The sequence below is a fragment of the Chelatococcus sp. HY11 genome (genome assembly GCF_018398335.1).
Taxonomy (GTDB): Bacteria; Pseudomonadota; Alphaproteobacteria; order Rhizobiales; family Beijerinckiaceae; genus Chelatococcus.
Window position 1 is genome coordinate 2050195 of the sequence record NZ_JAHBRX010000001.1, and the last position, 18846, is coordinate 2069040.

The following is an 18846-nucleotide window of genomic DNA, read 5'->3' on the forward strand; positions in this document are numbered from 1 at the left end:
ACTTGGGGCCTAAACGGGCGATAACGCGCACCATGACCAAAGACGTTTCCAAGGATCCATCCCCTCGCGCTGCCAACCAGGCCGACCTTGCCGCCCTTCCTTTCGAGCGGGCGCTGGCCGAGCTGGAGCAGATCGTCGCGCGCCTCGAGCGAGGCGATGTGGCGCTTGAGGAATCGCTCACCATCTATGAGCGTGGCGAGGCTCTGAAGGCGCATTGCGAGGCCCTGCTCCGACGGGCCGAGCAGCGCATCGAGAAGATTACCCTGTCGTCCGACGGGCGCGCGACGGGTACGGAACCGCTCGACGTCGAGACATAACCAGTCGTCCGACCGGATCGCCCTCCCTTCCAGCCAGGCGGGCCGATCGTTTTTTGCGTGAGGACCATCGCCGTGCCGGCAGCCACCCCACTTCTGGACACGATCGCCCTGCCCGAGGACCTCAGGCGCTTGCCTGACTCGGCCCTGCGACAGGTCGCCGACGAGTTGCGGCAGGAGACGATCAGCGCCGTCTCGATCACCGGCGGCCATCTCGGCGCGGGCCTCGGCGTCGTCGAATTGACTGTCGCGCTCCATCACGTGTTCGACACGCCGCGAGACCGGATCATCTGGGACGTCGGCCATCAGGCCTATCCGCACAAGATCCTGACCGGACGGCGCGATCGCATCCGAACCTTGCGCAAGCCCGGCGGGCTTTCCGGCTTCACCCGCCGCTCCGAGAGCGAGTACGACCCCTTCGGCGCCGCCCATTCCTCGACCTCGATTTCCGCCGGCCTCGGCATGGCCGTCGCGCAGACGCTTGACGATGCGGGCGGCAAGGTCGCGGGTGAAAAGCCGCGCAACGTGGTCGCCGTCATCGGCGACGGGGCCATGTCGGCGGGCATGGCCTATGAGGCGATGAACAATGCCGGCGCCATGAACGCGCGGCTCATCGTCATCCTCAACGACAACGACATGTCGATCGCGCCGCCGGCCGGCGCCATGTCGGCCTATCTCGCGCGCCTCGTCTCCGGTGGTACCTACCGCTCCATCCGCGAGGTCGGCAAACAGCTCGCCCGTCACCTGCCGAAGTTCCTCTATGAAAAGGCACAGCGCGCCGAGGAGTTCGCGCGTGGGTTCTGGACCGGCGGCACGCTTTTCGAAGAGCTCGGCTTCTATTATGTCGGCCCGATCGACGGCCACAACCTCGACCATCTCCTGCCGGTGCTGCGCAACGCGCGCGACGCGACCTCCGGGCCGATCCTCGTCCACGTGGTTACCCAGAAGGGCAAGGGCTACGCGCCGGCCGAGGCCTCGGCCGACAAATACCATGGAGTCGGGACCTTCGATGTCGTCACCGGCGTCCAGGCCAAGCCCAAGAGCAACGCGCCCGCCTATACCAAGGTCTTCGCGGAGAGCTTGATCGCGGCCGCCCGCGCGGATGAGAAGATCGTCGCCGTCACCGCCGCGATGCCGTCGGGCACGGGGCTCGATCTGTTCGGCCAGGCCTTCCCGACGCGCACCTTCGACGTCGGCATCGCCGAGCAGCATGCGGTCACTTTCGCGGCCGGCCTCGCGACGGAAGGCTACAAGCCCTTTTGCGCCATATATTCCACCTTCCTGCAGCGCGCCTATGACCAGGTGGTCCACGACGTCTCCATCCAGAAGCTGCCGGTGCGCTTCGCCATCGATCGCGCCGGCCTCGTGGGCGCCGACGGCGCGACTCATGCCGGCTCGTTCGACATCGCCTTCCTCGGCTGCCTGCCCGACATGGTGGTGATGGCCGCCGCCGACGAGGCGGAACTCGTCCATATGGTCGCAACCGCCGCCGCCTACGACGAGGGGCCGATCGCCTTCCGCTACCCGCGCGGCGATGGCGTGGGCGTCGACATGCCGGAGAAGGGCGTGCCGCTCCTCATCGGAAAAGGACGCGTCCTGCGCGAAGGTACGCGCGTCGCGCTGTTGTCGCTCGGCACGCGGCTCGCCGATTCCCTGAAGGCGGCCGAGATTCTCGAGGCGCGCGGCATCTCCACGACCGTCGCCGACGCGCGTTTCGCCAAGCCGCTGGATCTCGACCTGATCCGCCGGCTCGCCCACGCGCATGAATGCCTCGTCACCATCGAGGAAGGCTCCGTCGGCGGCTTCGGCGCCTTCGTGCTGCAGAGCCTCGCCGCCGAAGGCGCGCTCGACCGTGGCCTGAAGGTGCGCACCCTCACGCTGCCCGACGCCTATATCGACCACGGCAGGCCGGAGGCGATGTACGCGGATGCGGGCCTCGATGCGGCGGGTATCGTTGCGCAGGTGTTCGCGGCGCTCGGGCAGGCCGAGGTGGCGCGCAGCGCGTGAGGATACAGGGATGGCCACGCGGCATCGCCCACGTCCGCAGCCACTCCTCCCAACTTGCAATGTCTTGCCTCACGCTCCATTCTTCCTCTCCGGCACGAGGAAGAAAGCCATGGCCCTCAACATCAAATCCGCTGAGACCGAGCGGCTTGCCCGCGATGTTGCGGCCCTGACCGGCGATACGATTACGGAAGCCGTGCGCAAGGGCCTTCTCTTGTTGCAGGAGGAGGCGCGTTCCGCGCGTGAGGCCGAGATTGAGCGCAAGATGCAGGCGATCCGCGACATTCAGGAGCGCGTGCGGAAGAAGCTTGGTGGTCAGAAACTCGTCATCACCAAAGACGATTTCGACGCCCTATGGGATGAGTAGCCAAGGTCGCCCGATACCATGATCGTCGTCGATTCTTCAGCGCTGATCGCCATCCTGCTGAATGAGGACGGCGCGTTGGACTATATGCGGATATTGATGACATCTGCTGTCGGCCTGTCGGCTTTCACGTGGTTCGAAGCACGCACAGAGTTGTGGCGTTCGCGTGATCCATCGCTTGTGGAAGATCTCGACACACTCTTCGACTAGTTGAGCGCGACGCTCCACCCGTTTGATAAGCTTCAATCGGAAGCTGCCTTCAAAGCCTACCAGACGTATGGCAAGGGAGCCATCCAGCTAAGCTCAATCTCGGAGACTGCGCATCCTACGCCCTCGCCATATCCCTCGATGCCCCCTTGCTCTATAAGGGCAATGATTTCGCAAAGACCGACGTGCGCAGCGCGCTTACGGACTGATAAGCATATTAGCGGATAGTGCCCGGATCGAACGAACGGTCCTGAACCGCACCGCAACGGCCGGATGGCCCATCATGAACGAGACACCATGAACGCGTGGCTCCGCTCCCTCGCGGTCTATTCGGACCCGCGCATCATCGCCATCCTGTTCCTGGGCTTTTCCTCGGGCCTGCCCTTGTCGCTCGTCTACGGCACCCTGTCGGCGTGGCTGGCGGAGGCCGGCGTGTCGATGACGATGATCGGCCTGTTCTCCTGGGCCTCCACGGCTTACGGCTTCAAATGGCTGTGGTCGCCACTGGTGGACCGTCTGCCTATCCCTGTGCTCACCGGCCTGCTCGGCCAGCGCCGCGCCTGGATGATTGTCGCGCAGGCGCTGACGGCGCTTTGTATGATCGGGCTCGGCTCAAGCGATCCCGCGCATAACCTCCTGGCGACCGCAGGCTGGGCCGTGGCGCTCGCCTTCGCCTCCGCCACGCAGGACATCGTCATCGACGCCTACCGGGTCGAGAGCCTGAAGCAGAAGGAGCTCGGCGCCGGCGCGGGCAATATCGTGCTCGGCTATCGCCTCGGGATGATCGTGTCCGGCGGCGGCGCGCTGGTGCTGGCGGAGCTCTTCGGCTGGTTCACCGCCTATGCTGCGATGGCGGCGTTAATGGGCATCGGCGTGATCACCGTCCTCTTAAGCCGGGAGCCGGCGCGCCCGGACGTCGAGGAAACCTCCCTGTCCGCCGATCCGCTGGGGTGGATTCGCAGCGCCGTCGTCGCGCCGCTCGCCGATTTCGCGCAGCGGCCGCATTGGGTCGCGATCCTCCTCTTCATCGCGCTCTACAAATACGGCGACGCGCTGATCGGCGTGATGGCCAATCCCTTTTATCTCGCGATCGGCTTCACCAAGGCGGAGATCGGGCTCGTCTCGAAGTCCTATGGCGTGATCATGACGATCGCCGGCGGCCTCATCGGCGGTGTCGTCGTCGCGCGGCTCGGCATCATGCGCGCGCTCCTCATCTGTGGCATCCTGCAGGCGGCCAGCAATCTCGTCTTCGTCGTGCAGGCCATGGTCGGCGCCAATCTCTCGGTGTTCATCGTGACGATGAGTGTCGAGAACCTGGCTGGCGGCATGGGAACAGCGGCCTTCGTCGCCTATCTCTCCTCGCTCTGCAACGTGGCCTATACGGCGACGCAATACGCGCTCGTCAGTTCTTTCATGGCCTTCACGCGAACCATTTTCGCCTCCGGCGGCGGCTGGCTCGCGGACCAGGTGGACTGGACGACCTATTTCCTGATCTCGACGGCAGCCGCCCTGCCGGGCCTTGCCCTGCTCTTGTGGATGATGCGCGCCTTCCCCACCGGCCAGACGGCCGGCATGGCGCCGGGACGCGCCTGAGCGGGCGACGGTCATGGCGGGTGAGAAGACAAGAGCGGACAAGCTCCTGGTCGAACGAGGCTTCTTCGAGACGCGGGCGAGGGCGCAAGCCGCCATTGCCGCGGGCCTCGTCACCGCCAATGGCATCACCGTACGCAAGCCCTCCGACGGCCTCGCGCCGGATGCGGCCATCACGGCGAGCGCGCCACATCCCTATGTGTCGCGCGGCGGGGTGAAGCTTGAAGCGGGGCTGGAGGCCTTCGCCCTCTCGCCGACCGGGCGGATCTGTCTCGACGTCGGCGCCTCGACCGGAGGCTTCACGGAGGTGCTGCTCGGCCGTGGCGCCTTGAAGGTCTATGCCGTCGACGTGGGGCATGGCCAACTGCATCCGAGCGTGGCGTCCAATCCCCGTGTCGTCTCGATGGAAGGGACCGATGCGCGCAAACTCACGCGTGAGGCGGTGCCCGAGCCCGTGGGCCTTGTTGTCGCGGATGTCAGCTTCATCTCGCTCCGGCTGGTGCTGCCGCCGGTCATGCCCCTGCTCGCCGACGAAGCGGCACTTGTGGCGCTGGTGAAGCCCCAGTTCGAGGCCGGGCGCGCGCATGTGGTGAAGGGCATCGTGCGCGATCCCGCCATTCACGCCCGCGTCTGCGATGAGATCGCGGATTTTGTCAGCGGGCTCGGCTTCGATGTATTGGGGCTGATCCCCTCGCCGATCGCCGGCGGCGACGGCAACCGTGAATTCCTCATCGGCGCGCGCCGGAGATAGCCATGACGACCAGTCTCACGATCGATCGCCTGGGGCGGCGCGGCGACGGCGTCGCCCTGTATGAGAACGCGCCGGTGCATGTGCCCTACGCGTTGCCGGGCGAGACCGTGTCCGTGGCGCTTGACGGCGAGCGCACCGAATTGCTCGCAATCGACGAGGCGTCGCCAGCGCGACGCGCGCCGGAATGCTCCTATTTCACCCAGTGTGGCGGCTGCGCGACCCAGCATATGGACGAGACGCTCTACCGCCGGTGGAAGCGGGAACTGCTCGTCTCGGCGCTGGCCTGGGCCGGGATAGAGGTATCGGTTGACGATCTCCTCGACGCACACGGCGAAGGCCGGCGGCGCGTCACCTTCCATGCGCGCCTCGTGGACGGCAAGGCGGCCGTGGGCTTCATGGCGGCACGCAGCCATACGCTCGTGGCCATCGACCATTGTCCCGTGCTCACGCCGGGCCTGGCGCGCGCTCCGGCTGTCGCCAGGGCGCTCGCGGACGCCGTCGGCGTCCGCAAGCCTCTCGACATCCAGCTCACGGCAACGAGCGGCGGGCTTGATGTCGACATGCGCGGGCTCGGGCCGGCACGCGACAAGGAGCGCCTGGTCCTGACCACGCTGGCTAGCCATCTCGATCTCGCCCGCCTGTCCCTCCATGGCGAACTCATCGTCGAACGCCGGCCGCCAGGCATCATGATGGGACGCGCGCTCGTGTTGCCACCGCCCGGCGGCTTTCTTCAGGCGACCGCGATGGGCGAGGACACGCTGGGCCGGCTCGTCAGCGAAGCCTGCCAGGGCCGGAAGCGCGTCGCCGACCTTTTTGCGGGCTGTGGCCCCTTTGCGCTACGCTTGGCCGAGCGCAGCACCGTCCATGCGGTCGAATCCTTCGCCCCCGCGCTCCAGGCTCTCGACAAGGCGGTTCGTGGCAAGCAGGGCCTGCGCCCGATCACCACCGAAAAAAGGGACCTGTTCCGCCGCCCGCTCCTGCCGCTCGAGCTCAATCGCTTCGACGCGGTGGTCTTTGATCCCCCGCGCGCCGGTGCGGAAGCGCAGGTCCGGGAAATCGCCGCCAGCAAATTGAAGCACGTGGTCGCCGTCTCCTGCGACGCGCAGACCTTCGCGCGGGATATGTCTGTTCTGATCGCGGCAGGTTTCTCGCTCCAGCGCGTGATACCGCTGGACCAGTTCCGATATTCTTCGCATATGGAAATCGTCGGAATTCTGAAACGTTGAGTAAAAGGCAGCGGCCGATGGACAATGCGACTGTGATCGAGGCTCTGACGGCGATTGTCGGCGCGCCCTATGTGCTGACGGCATCTGAGGACATGGCCCCGTTCCTTCACGAACCCCGGGGGCTCTTCCACGGCACGGCGCGTGCGATCGTCAAACCGGCCTCGACGACGGAAGTCGCCGCTGTCATGCGGCTCGCCAACGACCTCGGCCTTGCTGTCGTACCGCAAGGCGGCAACACCGGCCTTGTCGGTGGCCAGACGCCGGACGCCCAGCGTCCCGCCATCGTGCTGTCACTGCAGCGCCTCGATCGTATCCGCGAGGTCGATGCGGTCACCGATACGATCACGGTGGACGGCGGGGTCACGTTGCTCAAGGTGCAGGAGGCGGCTGAAGCTGCTGACCGGCTGTTTCCGCTGTCGCTCGCCTCGGAGGGCTCCTGCACGATCGGCGGCAATATCGCCTCCAACGCCGGCGGCACGGCCGTTCTCGCCTATGGCAACACGCGCGATCTGGTGCTGGGACTGGAGGTAGTGCTCGCGGACGGGCGTATCCTCAACACCCTCGGCAAGCTGCGCAAGGACAACACCGGCTACGACCTGAAGAATCTCTTCATCGGATCTGAAGGCAGCCTCGGCATCGTGACAGGGGCGGTGCTCAAGCTGTTCCCCCGACCACGCCAGCGCATCACGGTGTTCTGCGCGATTCCCTCGCCGGACGCCGCCGTGCAGCTTCTGGCGCGGGTCAAGTCGGAGATCGGCTCCAGCCTGACGACCTTCGAGATCATGCCGCGCATCGGCATCGAACTCGTCGTGCGGCACGCGCCCGGTGCGCGCGACCCCTTCGCCGAGCCACATCCCTGGTATGTGCTGATCGAGCTGTCATCCCAGATCGAGGGCGATCTCGATGCCAAGCTTGAGCATTCCCTCGGCGGCGCTATCGAGGATGGCCTTGTACTGGACGCCGTGCTTGCGGCCTCGCTGGACCAGCGCCTTGCCTTCTGGGGCTTGCGCGAACACCTGTCGGAAGTGCAGGGTCGCGAGGGCGGCTCGATCAAGCACGACGTCTCGGTCCCGATCGCGGAAATCCCGATACTGATCGAGGAGGCGAGCGCCGCCGCCGAGAAGCTGATCCCGGGCATCCGCCCCGTTCCCTTCGGCCATATCGGCGACGGCAACATCCATTTCAACTTCAGCCAGCCCGTCGATTGGGACAAGCAGGCCTTCCTCGACCGCTGGCATGACCTCAACGAGGTCGTTCACGCCATCGTCATCCGCCATGGCGGATCGATTTCCGCCGAGCATGGCATCGGGCGTCTCAAGCGCGCGGCGCTGCCCGCCGTGAAGGACCCGGTCGCCATGGAACTCATGCGCACATTGAAGGCGGCGCTCGACCCGTCCGGGATCCTCAATCCAGGCGTAATCGTTTAAATCTGAGATCGTTAGCGGCGCTGGCTGCGTGACATCACGCAGCCGCTTCCGCGACGCGGTCACCCCCATTGATAGGATGGGCACTCCTGCCCGTGTGGCTTGCAACGTGGCCACCCCCTATCCATGGTGTTGCGTGACATGCGTATTTTGCGATCGGTTCTGGCGGCTGCTTTCCTCGTGGCCGCGGTTTTTCCGGCCTTGTCGGCCCCGCAAAGCCAGCGCAAGGCAACAGCCGTATCGTCGCCGTCATTTCAGACAGAGGCGGCCCTGAAGGCCGAGACGCCAAGGCGCGGCAAGACGGGCGAGGCTTCCAAATCGCCAATGCCGCAAGGCGGCAAGGGGAAGCCCGCCCCTAGCGCCTCCCCTGGTAAAATCTCCTGTCAGGTCGAGAGAATCTGCCAGGAAATGAAACGTCCGGTGCGCGAAGTCGTGACGGCCTGCTCCATGATCAAGCCCTCCCCCGACGTGCCGCCACGGCGGCTCTGCACGGAGAAAGTCGCGAGCGGAGAACGCTCAGGGCCCGAATTGTGCCGATCGGCGAAAATCTGCAAAGCCCGCTAGGGCGTTAACCTGATCCGCGGAGAAAATGAATCACAGGCGTCAGGGGCAAACGCCTGCACGCGGCGATGATCCTGATTCAAGCCCGCGATCTATCCCCTTGCGCCACCAGCGCAATTTCCGCCAGCCCCGTTGATAGATAGACAAACCGCCTCATCCGCCGAAATCGGAACGAGGCCGTGGAAACCTTTCGTTAACCATAAAAATCAACGATTTACGTCGGTTTGCGCAGATACTGATTCAAGCGTCATCACGTCAGTCGCTGTACCGACGCGCCTCAGGACAACCGCTACAGCCAGCGCTTCCAGCGGAAGAAGAGATAAGGCGCGACAGCTGCCGCGATCATGAAGCTGATGGCGAGGGGATAGCCGAACTCCCATTGCAGCTCGGGCATGATCTGGAAATTCATGCCGTAGATCGAGGCGACCAGCGTCGGCGGCATGAAGATGACGGCCACCACCGAGAACAGCTTGATGATGTTGTTCTGCTCGAGATTGACGAGGCCGAGGGAAGCATCGAGCAGGAACTGGATCTTGTTGGACTGGAAGGTAGCGTGTTCCTCGAGGGACTGGAGATCGCGCAGCGTGGTGCGCACCTGCTCCCTGAGCTCCTTGGGCGCCTTGGTTGTCCGGTAGCTCGCGGAGAGGAAGAGGAGCACGCGCTCGATCGACACCAGGCTCTCCCGGCTCATCGAGATCAGCGTGCCATAGCGACCAAGAGCCTGCAGGGTGTCATAGTAGTCGCCGCGCTTGCGCACCATGCCCGGCGCTTTCTCGAAGATGTCCTGCGAGACGCGATCGATGCGGTCGGCCGTTGCCTGCAGCACCTCGGCGGCCCGATCGATGACCGTTTCCAGCAAGCCCACGACGATGGCATCGGCTGTCGGGCCACACCCGCCCGGCCGCGATGCGCGATTGGCGAACATGGCGAAGGCCTTGGGCTCGTCATAGCGCACCGTCACCAACGCGTTGTCCTTGACGATGAAGGTGACGCCCGCCATCTGCGGCTCGTTCGCGACATTGAACAACAGCCGTGCCGTCATGTAGCGCGCGCCATGCTCCAGATAGAGCAGTTCCGAAGGCTCGATGTCGTCCATGTCCTCGCGGGTCGGAATCTCGATGCCGAGATGCTGCTCCACGAGTTTGTCCTCGACCGCGGTCGGGCTGACCAGATCCAGCCAGAGCGTGCTCTCCGGAATAACGCCGTCGGCCGGCACGACGCTGCGCTCCAGCCGCATCTCGACATCACGAGTGAAATCCTGAGGCGCTCTATAGGCTACGAGCATGGTCTCTCCCTGGCTTCAATCGGCTGGCGTGAAGACATGAACCACCTCCGGCGCCTTGCTCAATCAGCAGAAGCCCGGTCTCACCTGATCGTCTATCACATCTCTCTATATGCGATATGTGACAAGTCTCTGCGCCTGGTACTCCCCCACCCTTACCTCTCCCGCAAGGCGCCGCAAAGGGAAGGAGGGAATCGTTGCACCTCGCGCCTTTGCAATTGTCCCGCTGCGACGCAACCCTTGACCTTTGAATCTCCAACATTACCGCTCCCCTGCCCCTTGCGGGGAGGGGTAAGAGGTGGGGGTAGCCGGCGCCTCAAGCGAACAGCACCGCCTCACCCTCCCCGAGCACGCCGGCGCCTCCCATGACCTCGGCCGCCAGGCCATCCGCCCCGATGGTGATATGGTCCGCGAAGAAGCGCGCCAGCGCTTCATGGGTGGCGCTCCCCGGCGCATCGTGGTCGTCGGCAAGCGCGATGTCCGCGAGTGAGGCCAGCCCCTGTACGATCGCGAACAACCTAAGATAGGGCGTCGCGCCTGCCAGCGCATCGTCGGTCCGGCCGCCCTGCAAGACCGACAGGAGGTAGCTCGTCGCACGGTCGAGACTTTCGACCGCGCCGCGCAAGCGCGCCGCCGTCACCCCAAGGCCCGGCCGATTGGCGGCGAGGAGGCGTGTGCCGGTGCGGCGGATGGCTGCGATCTGGGCGTGGACGGCCGCCCCGTCCGACTGGCCGATCTTGCGGGTGACGAGGTCGATAGCCTGGATGCCATTCGTTCCCTCGTAAATCATGGCGATACGGGCATCGCGCAGATGCTGGGCGGCGCCGGTCTCCTCGATGTAGCCCATGCCGCCATGGACCTGTACGCCGAGGGACGCGACCTCGAAGCCGATATCGGTCGAAAAGGCCTTGGCGATCGGCGTCAGCAGCGAGGCCGTCTCATGGGCGCGCTGGCGCTCGGTCGCGTCGGGCGCGAGCCGGGCACGATCGAGCGCGCTCGCTGTGAGGTAGCAGATGGCGCGCGCGGCCTGGGTGAGCGCCTTCATGGTCATCAGCATCCGGCGGACGTCCGGAAATGCGATGATCGGCGCGGACTGGCCGGGCGGGGTGTCCGGACGCCGCCCCTGGCGGCGCTCCCGCGCGTAGCTCAACGCCTGCTGACAGGCCCGTTCGGCCACGCCGACCCCCTGCAAGCCGACGGCGAGACGCGCATTGTTCATCATCGTGAACATGCAGGCGAGGCCCCGGTTCTCCTCTCCCACCAGATAGGCCGTGGCGCCGCCGTTGTCGCCAAAGGACATAACGCAAGTGGGAGACCCATGAATGCCGAGCTTGTGCTCCAGGGATTGGCAGACGACGTCATTGCGCGCGCCGAGGCTGCCATCCGGGTTCACAATGAACTTCGGCACCAGGAACAGCGAGATCCCGCGATTGCCGGGCGGGGCATCGGGGAGCCGGGCGAGGACCATATGTACGATATTGTCGGTGAGATCGTGCTCGCCATAGGTGATGAAAATCTTCGTTCCCGTGACACGGTAGGTGCCGTCGGCCGCGCGCTCGGCCCGCGTGTTGAGCGCGCTGAGGTCGGTGCCGGCCTGAGGTTCGGTGAGGTTCATGGTGCCCATCCACTCGCCCGACACGAGTTGGGGCAGATAGAGCCTGCGCAATTCCGACGTGCCGTGGATGTCGAGCGCCTCTATGCCCGCCGCGGTGAGGGTTGGGCCGATCGCGAAAGCCATGGAGCCGGAGTTCCAGAGTTCGAGGCACGCTACCTGCACCAGCATCGGCAGGCGCTGCCCTCCCCACTCCTCCGACGCCACGAGACCGTTCCAGCCGCCGGCCGCCCAGACGCGATAAGCGTCGCGCCACCCCGGCGTGGTCACGACCCGGCCGTCGATCAGCCTGGCCCCGTCGGTGTCACCCGCGCGATTGAGCGGCGCAATCACCTCTTCCGCGAAGGTGCCCGCCTCCCCAAGAATGGCGGCGATGAGATCCACCGACAGATCGCCATAGAGGCCTTCCCGAATCGCCTCGTCGCAGCCAGCGGCGTGACGCATGGTGGCCATGATATCTGACAAGGGCGCGCGATAAGTCATTGGATCCCTCCCACCGGCATTCAGTCGTCAAGCATTTCCACGAGTGTGCCGTTCGCCGAAATGCCCCAATTCCTTGCTTGATCGCATTTCCCTCACGCGAGCCGGAGTCCATTTCGCGTGAAAATGCTCTATGGCTTGACGGCAGCGCAGGACGCCGCGTAAGCCCCACCTCATATCATGACAGCAGTTGCAGAAGTGAGAAGCGGCCCATGGCGACCAGCGTTCCCCCTGTGGCGACGGAATGCCTGGCGGTCGACGCGGCGGGCATCGCCCGCGCGGCTAGTCTTCTGAAGGCGGGGCGGCTTGTCGCCTTCCCGACGGAGACTGTCTATGGCCTTGGCGGCGATGCGACCCAGGGCGCGGCCGTCGCAGCGATCTATGCGGCCAAGGGCCGGCCCCAGTTCAATCCGCTGATCTCCCATGTCGCCGACTTCACGGCGGCCCGCAAGCTCGGCCAGTTCAACGCGCTCGCCTGCAGGCTCGCCGATGCCTTCTGGCCGGGTCCGCTGACCCTCGTCGTGCCCCGCGCGCCGGACTGCCCGGTATCGGAGCTCGCGAGCGCCGGGCTCGACAGCATCGCCATCCGCATCCCCGCCCATCCCGTCGCGCTCGATCTGCTGCGCACTGTCGGGTGTCCACTCGCCGCGCCCTCCGCCAATCCCTCGGGCGGCGTGAGCCCCACGACGGCCGCCCACGTGCTGGGCGATCTCGATGGGGTCATCGCCGCCGTGATCGATGGCGGCGCGACGGTTGTCGGTCTGGAGTCGACGGTCGTGTCGTGTCTGGAAGACAGACCTCGCCTTCTGCGGCCTGGAGGCACCAGTCGCCGCGCGATCGAGGAGGTGCTGGGCATGGCGCTGGACACGCCCGACGAGGCTGATGCGACAGCGCCGCACTCCCCCGGGCAGCTCGCCTCGCACTATGCCCCTCATGCGAGCCTGCGCATGAACGCCACAACGATTGTACCCGGCGAGGCCGTGCTTCTTTTCGGCCGCGAGCGGCCTGCCGGCCTTGAGCGTGCGGCGATGGTGCTGAACCTCAGCGAGACCGGCGACCTGATCGAAGCCGCAGCCAACCTTTTTTCCCACCTGCGCCGGATCGATGCGACACGGCCGGCGGCCATCGCCGTCACCCCCGTTCCCGATCATGACCTGGGCGAGGCCATCAACGACCGGCTGCGGCGGGCCGCGGCTCCGCGCTGAACCTCGCGAAAAAGACAATGGCCGGGACGAGCCCGGCCATGATCGAAAGACGGTCCAGCGTGCGGTTAGAGCGCGTTTCGATCTGATTGCATCACATCGGCGCTCTAACCTCATTTTTTCAAGCATAATCTTATCGACCCTCGTTTCACTCGGGTCGGATCATGCTCTAGCCAGCGAGCTTCGCGGCGATCGTCGCAACATGCTTGCCCTGGAAGCGAGCGCCATCGAGCTCGACGGCGGAGGGCTGGCGGCTCCCATCGGCGCCGGCGATGGTCGAGGCGCCGTAGGGTGAGCCACCCTTGATCTCTTCGAGGCCCATCTGGCCGGCGAAGGCATAGGGCAGCCCGACGACGACAAAACCATGATGGAGAAGCGTCGGCAGGAAGGTCAGGATGGTGGATTCCTGGCCACCATGCTGGGTGGCCGACGAGGTGAAGGCAGAGCCCACCTTGCCAACCAGGGCACCCGTGGCCCACAGCCCGCCGGTCTGGTCGATGAAGGCGCGCATCTGTGAGGCAAAGCTGCCGTAGCGGGTCGGCGCGCCGAAAATGATGGCGTCATACTCAGGAAGCTCGGCGACGGTGGCGACCGGGGCCTGCTGATCGAGCTTGAAACCCGCGCCCTTCGCGGTTTCTTCGGGCACAGTCTCCGGCACACGCTTCACGACAACCTCAGCACCCGCCTCCCGCGCGCCCTCGGCAACCGCCTGGGCCATGGCCTCGATGTGGCCGTAGGAGGAGTAGTACAGGACAAGAACCTTCGCCATCATTCGATCTCCGTGATCGTCTGTCACCAGGGTCCGCCGCTACAGACATCGCCGGCGACCTCATGAGGGAAGATATACCTCGTACGGATGCAAGACGAAGCGCGAAGCTTGCAAGACTGACATTGCATTGGCGCAATATCAGTCGCACGTCGTGCAATCAGGCCGGCTGTGGCCGCGACACCGCGCGCTCCTTGATCGGGAGGTTGATCACGGCGGAAGCCACCCCCAGAGCCACCGACAGCCACCAGACGATCGCGTAGGAGCCGAAGCTTTCATAGAGCACGCCGCCCAGCCAGACGCCCAGGAAGCCGCCGACCTGGTGGGAAAAGAAGGCGAAGCCATAGAGCATCGCCATGTAGCGCGCGCCGAACATCAACAGGACGAGCGCCGAGGTCGGCGGAATGGTCGACAGCCACAGGATGCCGGTGAGCACGCCGAAGGTGATGGCCGAGGCCGGCGAGGCCGGCAGCATGATGAAGGCGACGGTGACGGCCGAGCGCAGGATGTAGATCAGCGACAGGATCCAACGCTTCGGCATGCGACTCGTCAGGTAGCCGGACAGCAACGAGCCGGCGACATTGGCAAGACCGATGGCGGCCAGCGTCCAGCCCCCGACCCAGCCCGGCAGCCCCATGTCCTCGAGATAGGCTGGCAGATGCACGGTGATAAAGGCCAGCTGAAAGCCGCAGGTGAAGAAGCCGATGACCAGAAGGACGTAGCTCGGGTGACGAAACGCTTCCGTCAGCGCCTGGCGGACAGACTGGCTGGCGGCCGAAGCCGTGGCGGTGGTGCCTGCGGCCGTGCCGCGCGTCGCGAGCGCCATGGAGAGCGGCAGGATCGGCAGGAGGCTGCCCGCGAAGATGAGCAGCGTCATCTGCCAGCCGAAGCTCTCGATGAAGAAATGTCCGAGCGGCGGAAACAGGAACTGCCCGAACGACCCGGCCGCCGTGCCGGCGCCGAACGCCATTGGTTTCCACCGGTCCGGCAGCAGCTTGCCGAAGGCGCCGAGCACGAGGTTGAAGGAGCAGCCGGACAGGGCAAAGCCGATCATGACGCCGGCAGAGAGATTGAGCATCCCGGGCGTCGAGGCCTGCGTCATCAGTGCAAGGCCGAGCACGTAGAGAATGGTGCCCACGAAGAAGACCCGCACGATGCCATAGCGATCCGCGATCGCGCCAGCGAAAGGCGAGCCAATGCCCCAGAGCAGGTTCTGAACGGCGAGCGCGAGGCTGAATACCTCGCGTCCCCAGCCGTAGTCCGCGCTCATCGGCAGCAGGAACAACCCGCTCGCGGCGCGGGGACCGAAGGAAATGAGCGCGATCAGACACCCTGCCAGGATGATGATCTCAGGCGCGGCAGGTCCTTTTGCCGCGGAGGTCCCGGCAGTCGACGGTGATGTGGCCATGGAACGTTTCCCGAAACCCGGCTGGGCTGGCTAGACATGGTGTTTTTGGGGGTAACCCGCCCAAACGCAGATAACGTGATCACTTCTAATGGCCTAGAGCATGCTCCAGAGCCGGTTGGACGATACGCGACAGACTTTCCGGTCCGGAGAACCCCGGATTGCGCAACTCCGTTTGCGAAGCGCGGACAGAACTTACCGTCGCCCTTCGCATCACGACAATGAATAATTATTGCGTGAGACATCATCGATACCGATGCGAGAACGAGCTGGAAGGCCTGGAAGTACCAATAAAGGCTTCGCCCGGCTGTTCGCCGTTCGCGGAAAAAACGGTCTAAACGACGCGAAAATCATGGTTTGGAGCGAAACTGCCCCTTCAAAGGAGACGCGTTAGGACCAACATCTTGATAGCCTCGGTGTCATCAGCAGCTTGCGCAGCCAGCATGGCACCCGAGCGCCAGTCGCATAAGAATGAGTTGTTTGCCTCTGGAAAATATCGAGTGTGAGTGCTACAATCCTTATGCTCGTAATGAGCATAATACGCGGCAGAGAGGGCTGTCGCGCATTTTTAGTCGGCATATATGCTCAAATTGAGCAAAAGGAAACGCCAATGACCGGCCATGTTGCAACTCGGATCAATGTCTCCTCCGAGTCCAAGGTCACCTCTGGGGCCAAGGTCACCTCTGGGGCCAAGGTCACCTCTGGGGCCAAGGTCACTTCTGCGGCCAAAGGGACTTCCGAGACGAAGCGCACAGCGCGCCGTTTCCCACCCGTCGCGGTGCCGGACCTGACCTACACGCCTCAAGTCGAGGCCGCGACCGCTCATCTCTACGAGCGCGTCAAGTCGGTGATCCCGCCGGTCGAATGGCCGTTCTTCGCGCCTTACGTCAAAGCCATCAACGAGCTCAAGAAAGAGCGCAACGCGGTCATCCTGGCGCATAACTACCAGACGCCGGAGATCTACAACTGCGTGGCGGACGTGGTGGGCGACTCCCTGCAACTCGCCCGCCTCGCGGCCAAGGCCGAGGCGGATGTGATCGTCCAGGGCGGCGTGCACTTCATGGCCGAGACCTCGAAGCTCCTCAGCCCCGAGAAGACGGTCCTCATCCCGGATGCCGCCGCAGGCTGCTCGCTGGCCGAGTCCATCACCGGCGCGGACGTCCGTCTTCTGCGCGAGCGTTATCCCGGCGTGCCCGTGGTCGCCTATGTCAATACCTCGGCCGAGGTGAAGGCGGAGGTCGATATCTGCTGCACGTCCTCCAACGCCGTCCAGGTCGTGGAGAGCCTCGGCGTGGACCGCGTGCTCTTCGTGCCGGATCAATATCTCGCGAAATATGTCGCGTCCCAGACCAAGGTCGAGATCATCGCCTGGAAGGGAGCCTGCGAGGTGCATGAGCGCTTCACAGGCGCCGAACTGCGCGCCTACCGCGACGCGGACCCGTCCGTCAGCATCATCGCGCATCCGGAATGCCCGCCGGACGTGATCGCCGAAGCGGATTTCGCCGGCTCGACCGCCCATATGATCGACTGGGTGAAGACCCACCGCCCGCGCCGCGTCGTCATGGTCACGGAGTGCTCCATGGCCGACAATGTCGCGACCGAGACACCCGGCGTCGAATTCGTCCGACCGTGCAATCTCTGCCCGCATATGAAACGGATCACCCTGCCGAAGATCCTCGACAGCCTGATCCATATGCGCGAGGAAGTGGTGATCGAGCCCGAGCTCGCCGCCCGCGCGCGCCGCTCCGTCGAGCGGATGGTCAATCTCAAGAGCTGATGAGCGCCGCCCTGATCCTCCCCTGAAGGGGGAGGTGGCGCAGCGAAGCTGCGACGGAGGGGGAACACACCGCCGGCTGTGCCCCACCCGGCTCCGAGCTTCGCTCGGATCCACCCTCCCCCAGGGGGGAGGGATCAGGGCCCGCGCTTTACGTGAAAAGCGTTCCGGCGGTTCCCGCTCAACAGAACGGGCGCCTCGTGGGCTCAGCTCTGGTGCTGAAACAGCCGTCAAGGCGGCGATTGGCCGACCTCTCCCTTAAGGGAGAGAGGACAAGCGGGGTGACCCGCTACTGAAAGGCAGATCATGTCCCAGCCCGATATCGTCATCATCGGTGGCGGGCTCGCCGGCCTCTTCACGGCCCTCAAGCTCAGTCCCCTGCCCTGCCTCGTGCTCTCGCCGCGCCCCCTCGGGGAAGGCGCGGCATCGGCCTGGGCGCAAGGGGGGATCGCTGCGGCGATGGCGGAAGGCGACAGCCCCGAGAGCCACGCGGCCGACACGATGGTCGCCGGCGCCGGCCTCGTTGACGAAGCGGCCGCGCTGTCGCTGGCGCAGGAAGCCCCCGAGCGCATCTTCGAACTGCTCGACTATGGCGTGCCATTTGATCGCGACCTGGAAGGCCGCCTGCTGCAATCCCGCGAGGCCGCGCATTCCTTCCGGCGCATCGTGCGCGTCGGTGGCGACACCGCCGGCCATGCCGTGATGCAGGCCCTTATCGCGGCCGTCCGCAACACGCCTTCGATCAAGGTCCTCGAGGGGTTCATCGCTGAGGATCTGGTGGTTGTCGATGGGCGCGTCGGCGGGGTCTTCGCCAGGGGCGAAGGCGGCGCGGTGGATAAGGCTACATTCTTTCCCGCGCGCGCCGCCGTGCTCGCGACGGGCGGTGCCGGCCATCTCTATCGGGTCACGACCAATCCGCCGGAATCGAACGGCATCGGCCTCGCCATCGCCGCGCGCGCCGGCGCCGTGATCGCCGACACGGAATTCGTGCAGTTCCATCCCACCGGCATCGACATCGGCCGCGATCCGGCACCGCTCGCGAGCGAGGCCATCCGGGGCGATGGCGCGGTGTTGATCAACAGCGCCGGCGAGCGGTTCATGCTGCATCTGCACGCGGACGCCGAACTTGCCCCGCGCGATGTGGTGGCGCGCGGCGTCTTCGCGGAGATCGCCGCCGGTCGCGGCGCTTTCATCGACGCGCGCGAAGCGCTCGGCCGTCATTTCGCCGAGCATTTCCCAACCGCCTATGCGGCCTGCGCCGGCGTCGGCATAGACCCGGCGGTCCAGCCCATTCCGATCGCGCCGGCCGCCCATTACCATATGGGCGGCGTCGTCACCGACGCGCAGGGACGTACGTCGCTGCCCGGCCTTTGGGCTGCGGGGGAAGTCGCCTCCACGGGCGTCCATGGCGCCAACCGCCTCGCCTCGAACTCGCTCCTCGAGGCGGTTGTTTTCGGCGCCCGCGTGGCGGCCGATCTGAAAGGGCTCGACGCGCGCCCCGCGACGACCGTGGTGCCGCTGCGGCAGCCGCGCGCCGGCCTGCCGACCGCGCGTGACAGGGAGGCGATCAGCCGGCTGCGCGCCGTCATGCAGGCCGATGTCGGCGTCGTCAGGGACGATGCCGGGCTGAAGCGCGCGATCGCCACGATCATGGACATCGACGCCGGTGCCGAGAGCATCATGCTCGCGCATATGGCGACAGCCGCCTTCCTCGTCGCCGCGCCCGCGCTCCTGCGGCAAGAAAGCCGTGGTGGACATTTCCGCGCCGACTTCCCACGGATCGACGACGCCTGGGGCCGCCGCACCATGACGACGCTGACGGCTCTCGAGACTGTCACCGCGACCGAACTCGGCCTCACGCGCAAGCGCGCCGCAGGAGAATGA

The 18846-nt window shown here is 65.5% G+C and carries 15 protein-coding genes; 11 read left to right on the forward strand and 4 right to left on the reverse strand.

What is annotated here, in order from left to right:
• Window positions 1–32 precede the first annotated feature (32 nt).
• The 8 genes from KIO74_RS09445 to KIO74_RS09480 all read left to right on the forward strand — a co-directional run bounded on the left by KIO74_RS09445 (window position 33) and on the right by KIO74_RS09480 (window position 7883).
• A complete protein-coding gene (locus tag KIO74_RS09445; RefSeq protein WP_213331762.1) occupies window positions 33–317 on the forward strand; it encodes an exodeoxyribonuclease VII small subunit in 285 nt (94 codons plus the stop codon).
• 66 nt (window positions 318–383) lie between these two features.
• Window positions 384–2321 (forward strand): 1-deoxy-D-xylulose-5-phosphate synthase, encoded by a 1938-nt coding sequence (dxs, locus tag KIO74_RS09450; RefSeq protein ID WP_213334741.1) that lies wholly within the window; start codon window positions 384–386, stop codon window positions 2319–2321.
• Window positions 2322–2430: 109 nt separating this feature from the next.
• The gene (locus KIO74_RS09455; protein WP_213331763.1) at window positions 2431–2685 is read left to right on the forward strand and encodes a type II toxin-antitoxin system VapB family antitoxin; all 255 of its coding nucleotides are present in this window, start codon (window positions 2431–2433) and stop codon (window positions 2683–2685) included.
• An 18-nt stretch (window positions 2686–2703) separates the two neighbouring features.
• Entirely contained in the window at window positions 2704–2892 is a 189-nt protein-coding gene (locus tag KIO74_RS09460) for a type II toxin-antitoxin system VapC family toxin (RefSeq protein WP_213331764.1), read from the forward strand.
• 294 nt (window positions 2893–3186) lie between these two features.
• Window positions 3187–4482, forward strand: coding sequence for an AmpG family muropeptide MFS transporter (locus KIO74_RS09465; RefSeq protein WP_213331765.1), 1296 nt, complete (start codon window positions 3187–3189; stop codon window positions 4480–4482).
• 13 nt (window positions 4483–4495) lie between these two features.
• Window positions 4496–5230, forward strand: a complete 735-nt coding sequence (locus tag KIO74_RS09470) for a TlyA family RNA methyltransferase (protein ID WP_213331766.1) — start codon at window positions 4496–4498, stop codon at window positions 5228–5230.
• 2 nt (window positions 5231–5232) lie between these two features.
• The gene (locus tag KIO74_RS09475; protein WP_213331767.1) at window positions 5233–6456 is read left to right on the forward strand and encodes a class I SAM-dependent RNA methyltransferase; all 1224 of its coding nucleotides are present in this window, start codon (window positions 5233–5235) and stop codon (window positions 6454–6456) included.
• A 17-nt stretch (window positions 6457–6473) separates the two neighbouring features.
• Window positions 6474–7883 carry an FAD-binding oxidoreductase gene (locus tag KIO74_RS09480; protein ID WP_213331768.1) on the forward strand — a complete coding sequence of 470 codons (1410 nt, stop codon included), beginning with the start codon at window positions 6474–6476 and terminating at the stop codon, window positions 7881–7883.
• Between the two features lie 847 nt (window positions 7884–8730).
• Here the strand turns inward: KIO74_RS09480 and KIO74_RS09485 are convergent.
• Window positions 8731–9726 (reverse strand): magnesium transporter CorA family protein, encoded by a 996-nt coding sequence (locus tag KIO74_RS09485; RefSeq protein WP_249730923.1) that lies wholly within the window; start codon window positions 9724–9726, stop codon window positions 8731–8733.
• A gap of 313 nt (window positions 9727–10039) precedes the next feature.
• Window positions 10040–11818 carry an acyl-CoA dehydrogenase family protein gene (locus KIO74_RS09490; RefSeq protein WP_213331769.1) on the reverse strand — a complete coding sequence of 593 codons (1779 nt, stop codon included), beginning with the start codon at window positions 11816–11818 and terminating at the stop codon, window positions 10040–10042.
• Between the two features lie 209 nt (window positions 11819–12027).
• Here KIO74_RS09490 and KIO74_RS09495 point away from each other — a divergent pair, with 209 nt between their 5' ends.
• Complete coding sequence (locus tag KIO74_RS09495; RefSeq protein ID WP_213331770.1) at window positions 12028–13020, forward strand: L-threonylcarbamoyladenylate synthase; 993 nt, start codon at window positions 12028–12030, stop codon at window positions 13018–13020.
• 166 nt (window positions 13021–13186) lie between these two features.
• Here KIO74_RS09495 and wrbA read toward each other — a convergent pair whose 3' ends face one another.
• Both wrbA and KIO74_RS09505 read right to left on the reverse strand, forming a co-directional pair.
• The gene (wrbA, locus tag KIO74_RS09500) at window positions 13187–13786 is read right to left on the reverse strand and encodes an NAD(P)H:quinone oxidoreductase (RefSeq protein ID WP_213331771.1); all 600 of its coding nucleotides are present in this window, start codon (window positions 13784–13786) and stop codon (window positions 13187–13189) included.
• Window positions 13787–13943: 157 nt separating this feature from the next.
• A complete protein-coding gene (locus tag KIO74_RS09505) occupies window positions 13944–15191 on the reverse strand; it encodes an MFS transporter (protein ID WP_213331772.1) in 1248 nt (415 codons plus the stop codon).
• Window positions 15192–15798: 607 nt separating this feature from the next.
• Between KIO74_RS09505 and nadA the strand changes: the two genes are divergently transcribed.
• Together nadA and KIO74_RS09515 are read left to right on the forward strand one after the other, a co-directional pair.
• The gene (gene nadA, locus KIO74_RS09510; protein WP_213331773.1) at window positions 15799–16965 is read left to right on the forward strand and encodes a quinolinate synthase NadA; all 1167 of its coding nucleotides are present in this window, start codon (window positions 15799–15801) and stop codon (window positions 16963–16965) included.
• A gap of 303 nt (window positions 16966–17268) precedes the next feature.
• Window positions 17269–18846, forward strand: a complete 1578-nt coding sequence (locus KIO74_RS09515; protein ID WP_213331774.1) for an L-aspartate oxidase — start codon at window positions 17269–17271, stop codon at window positions 18844–18846.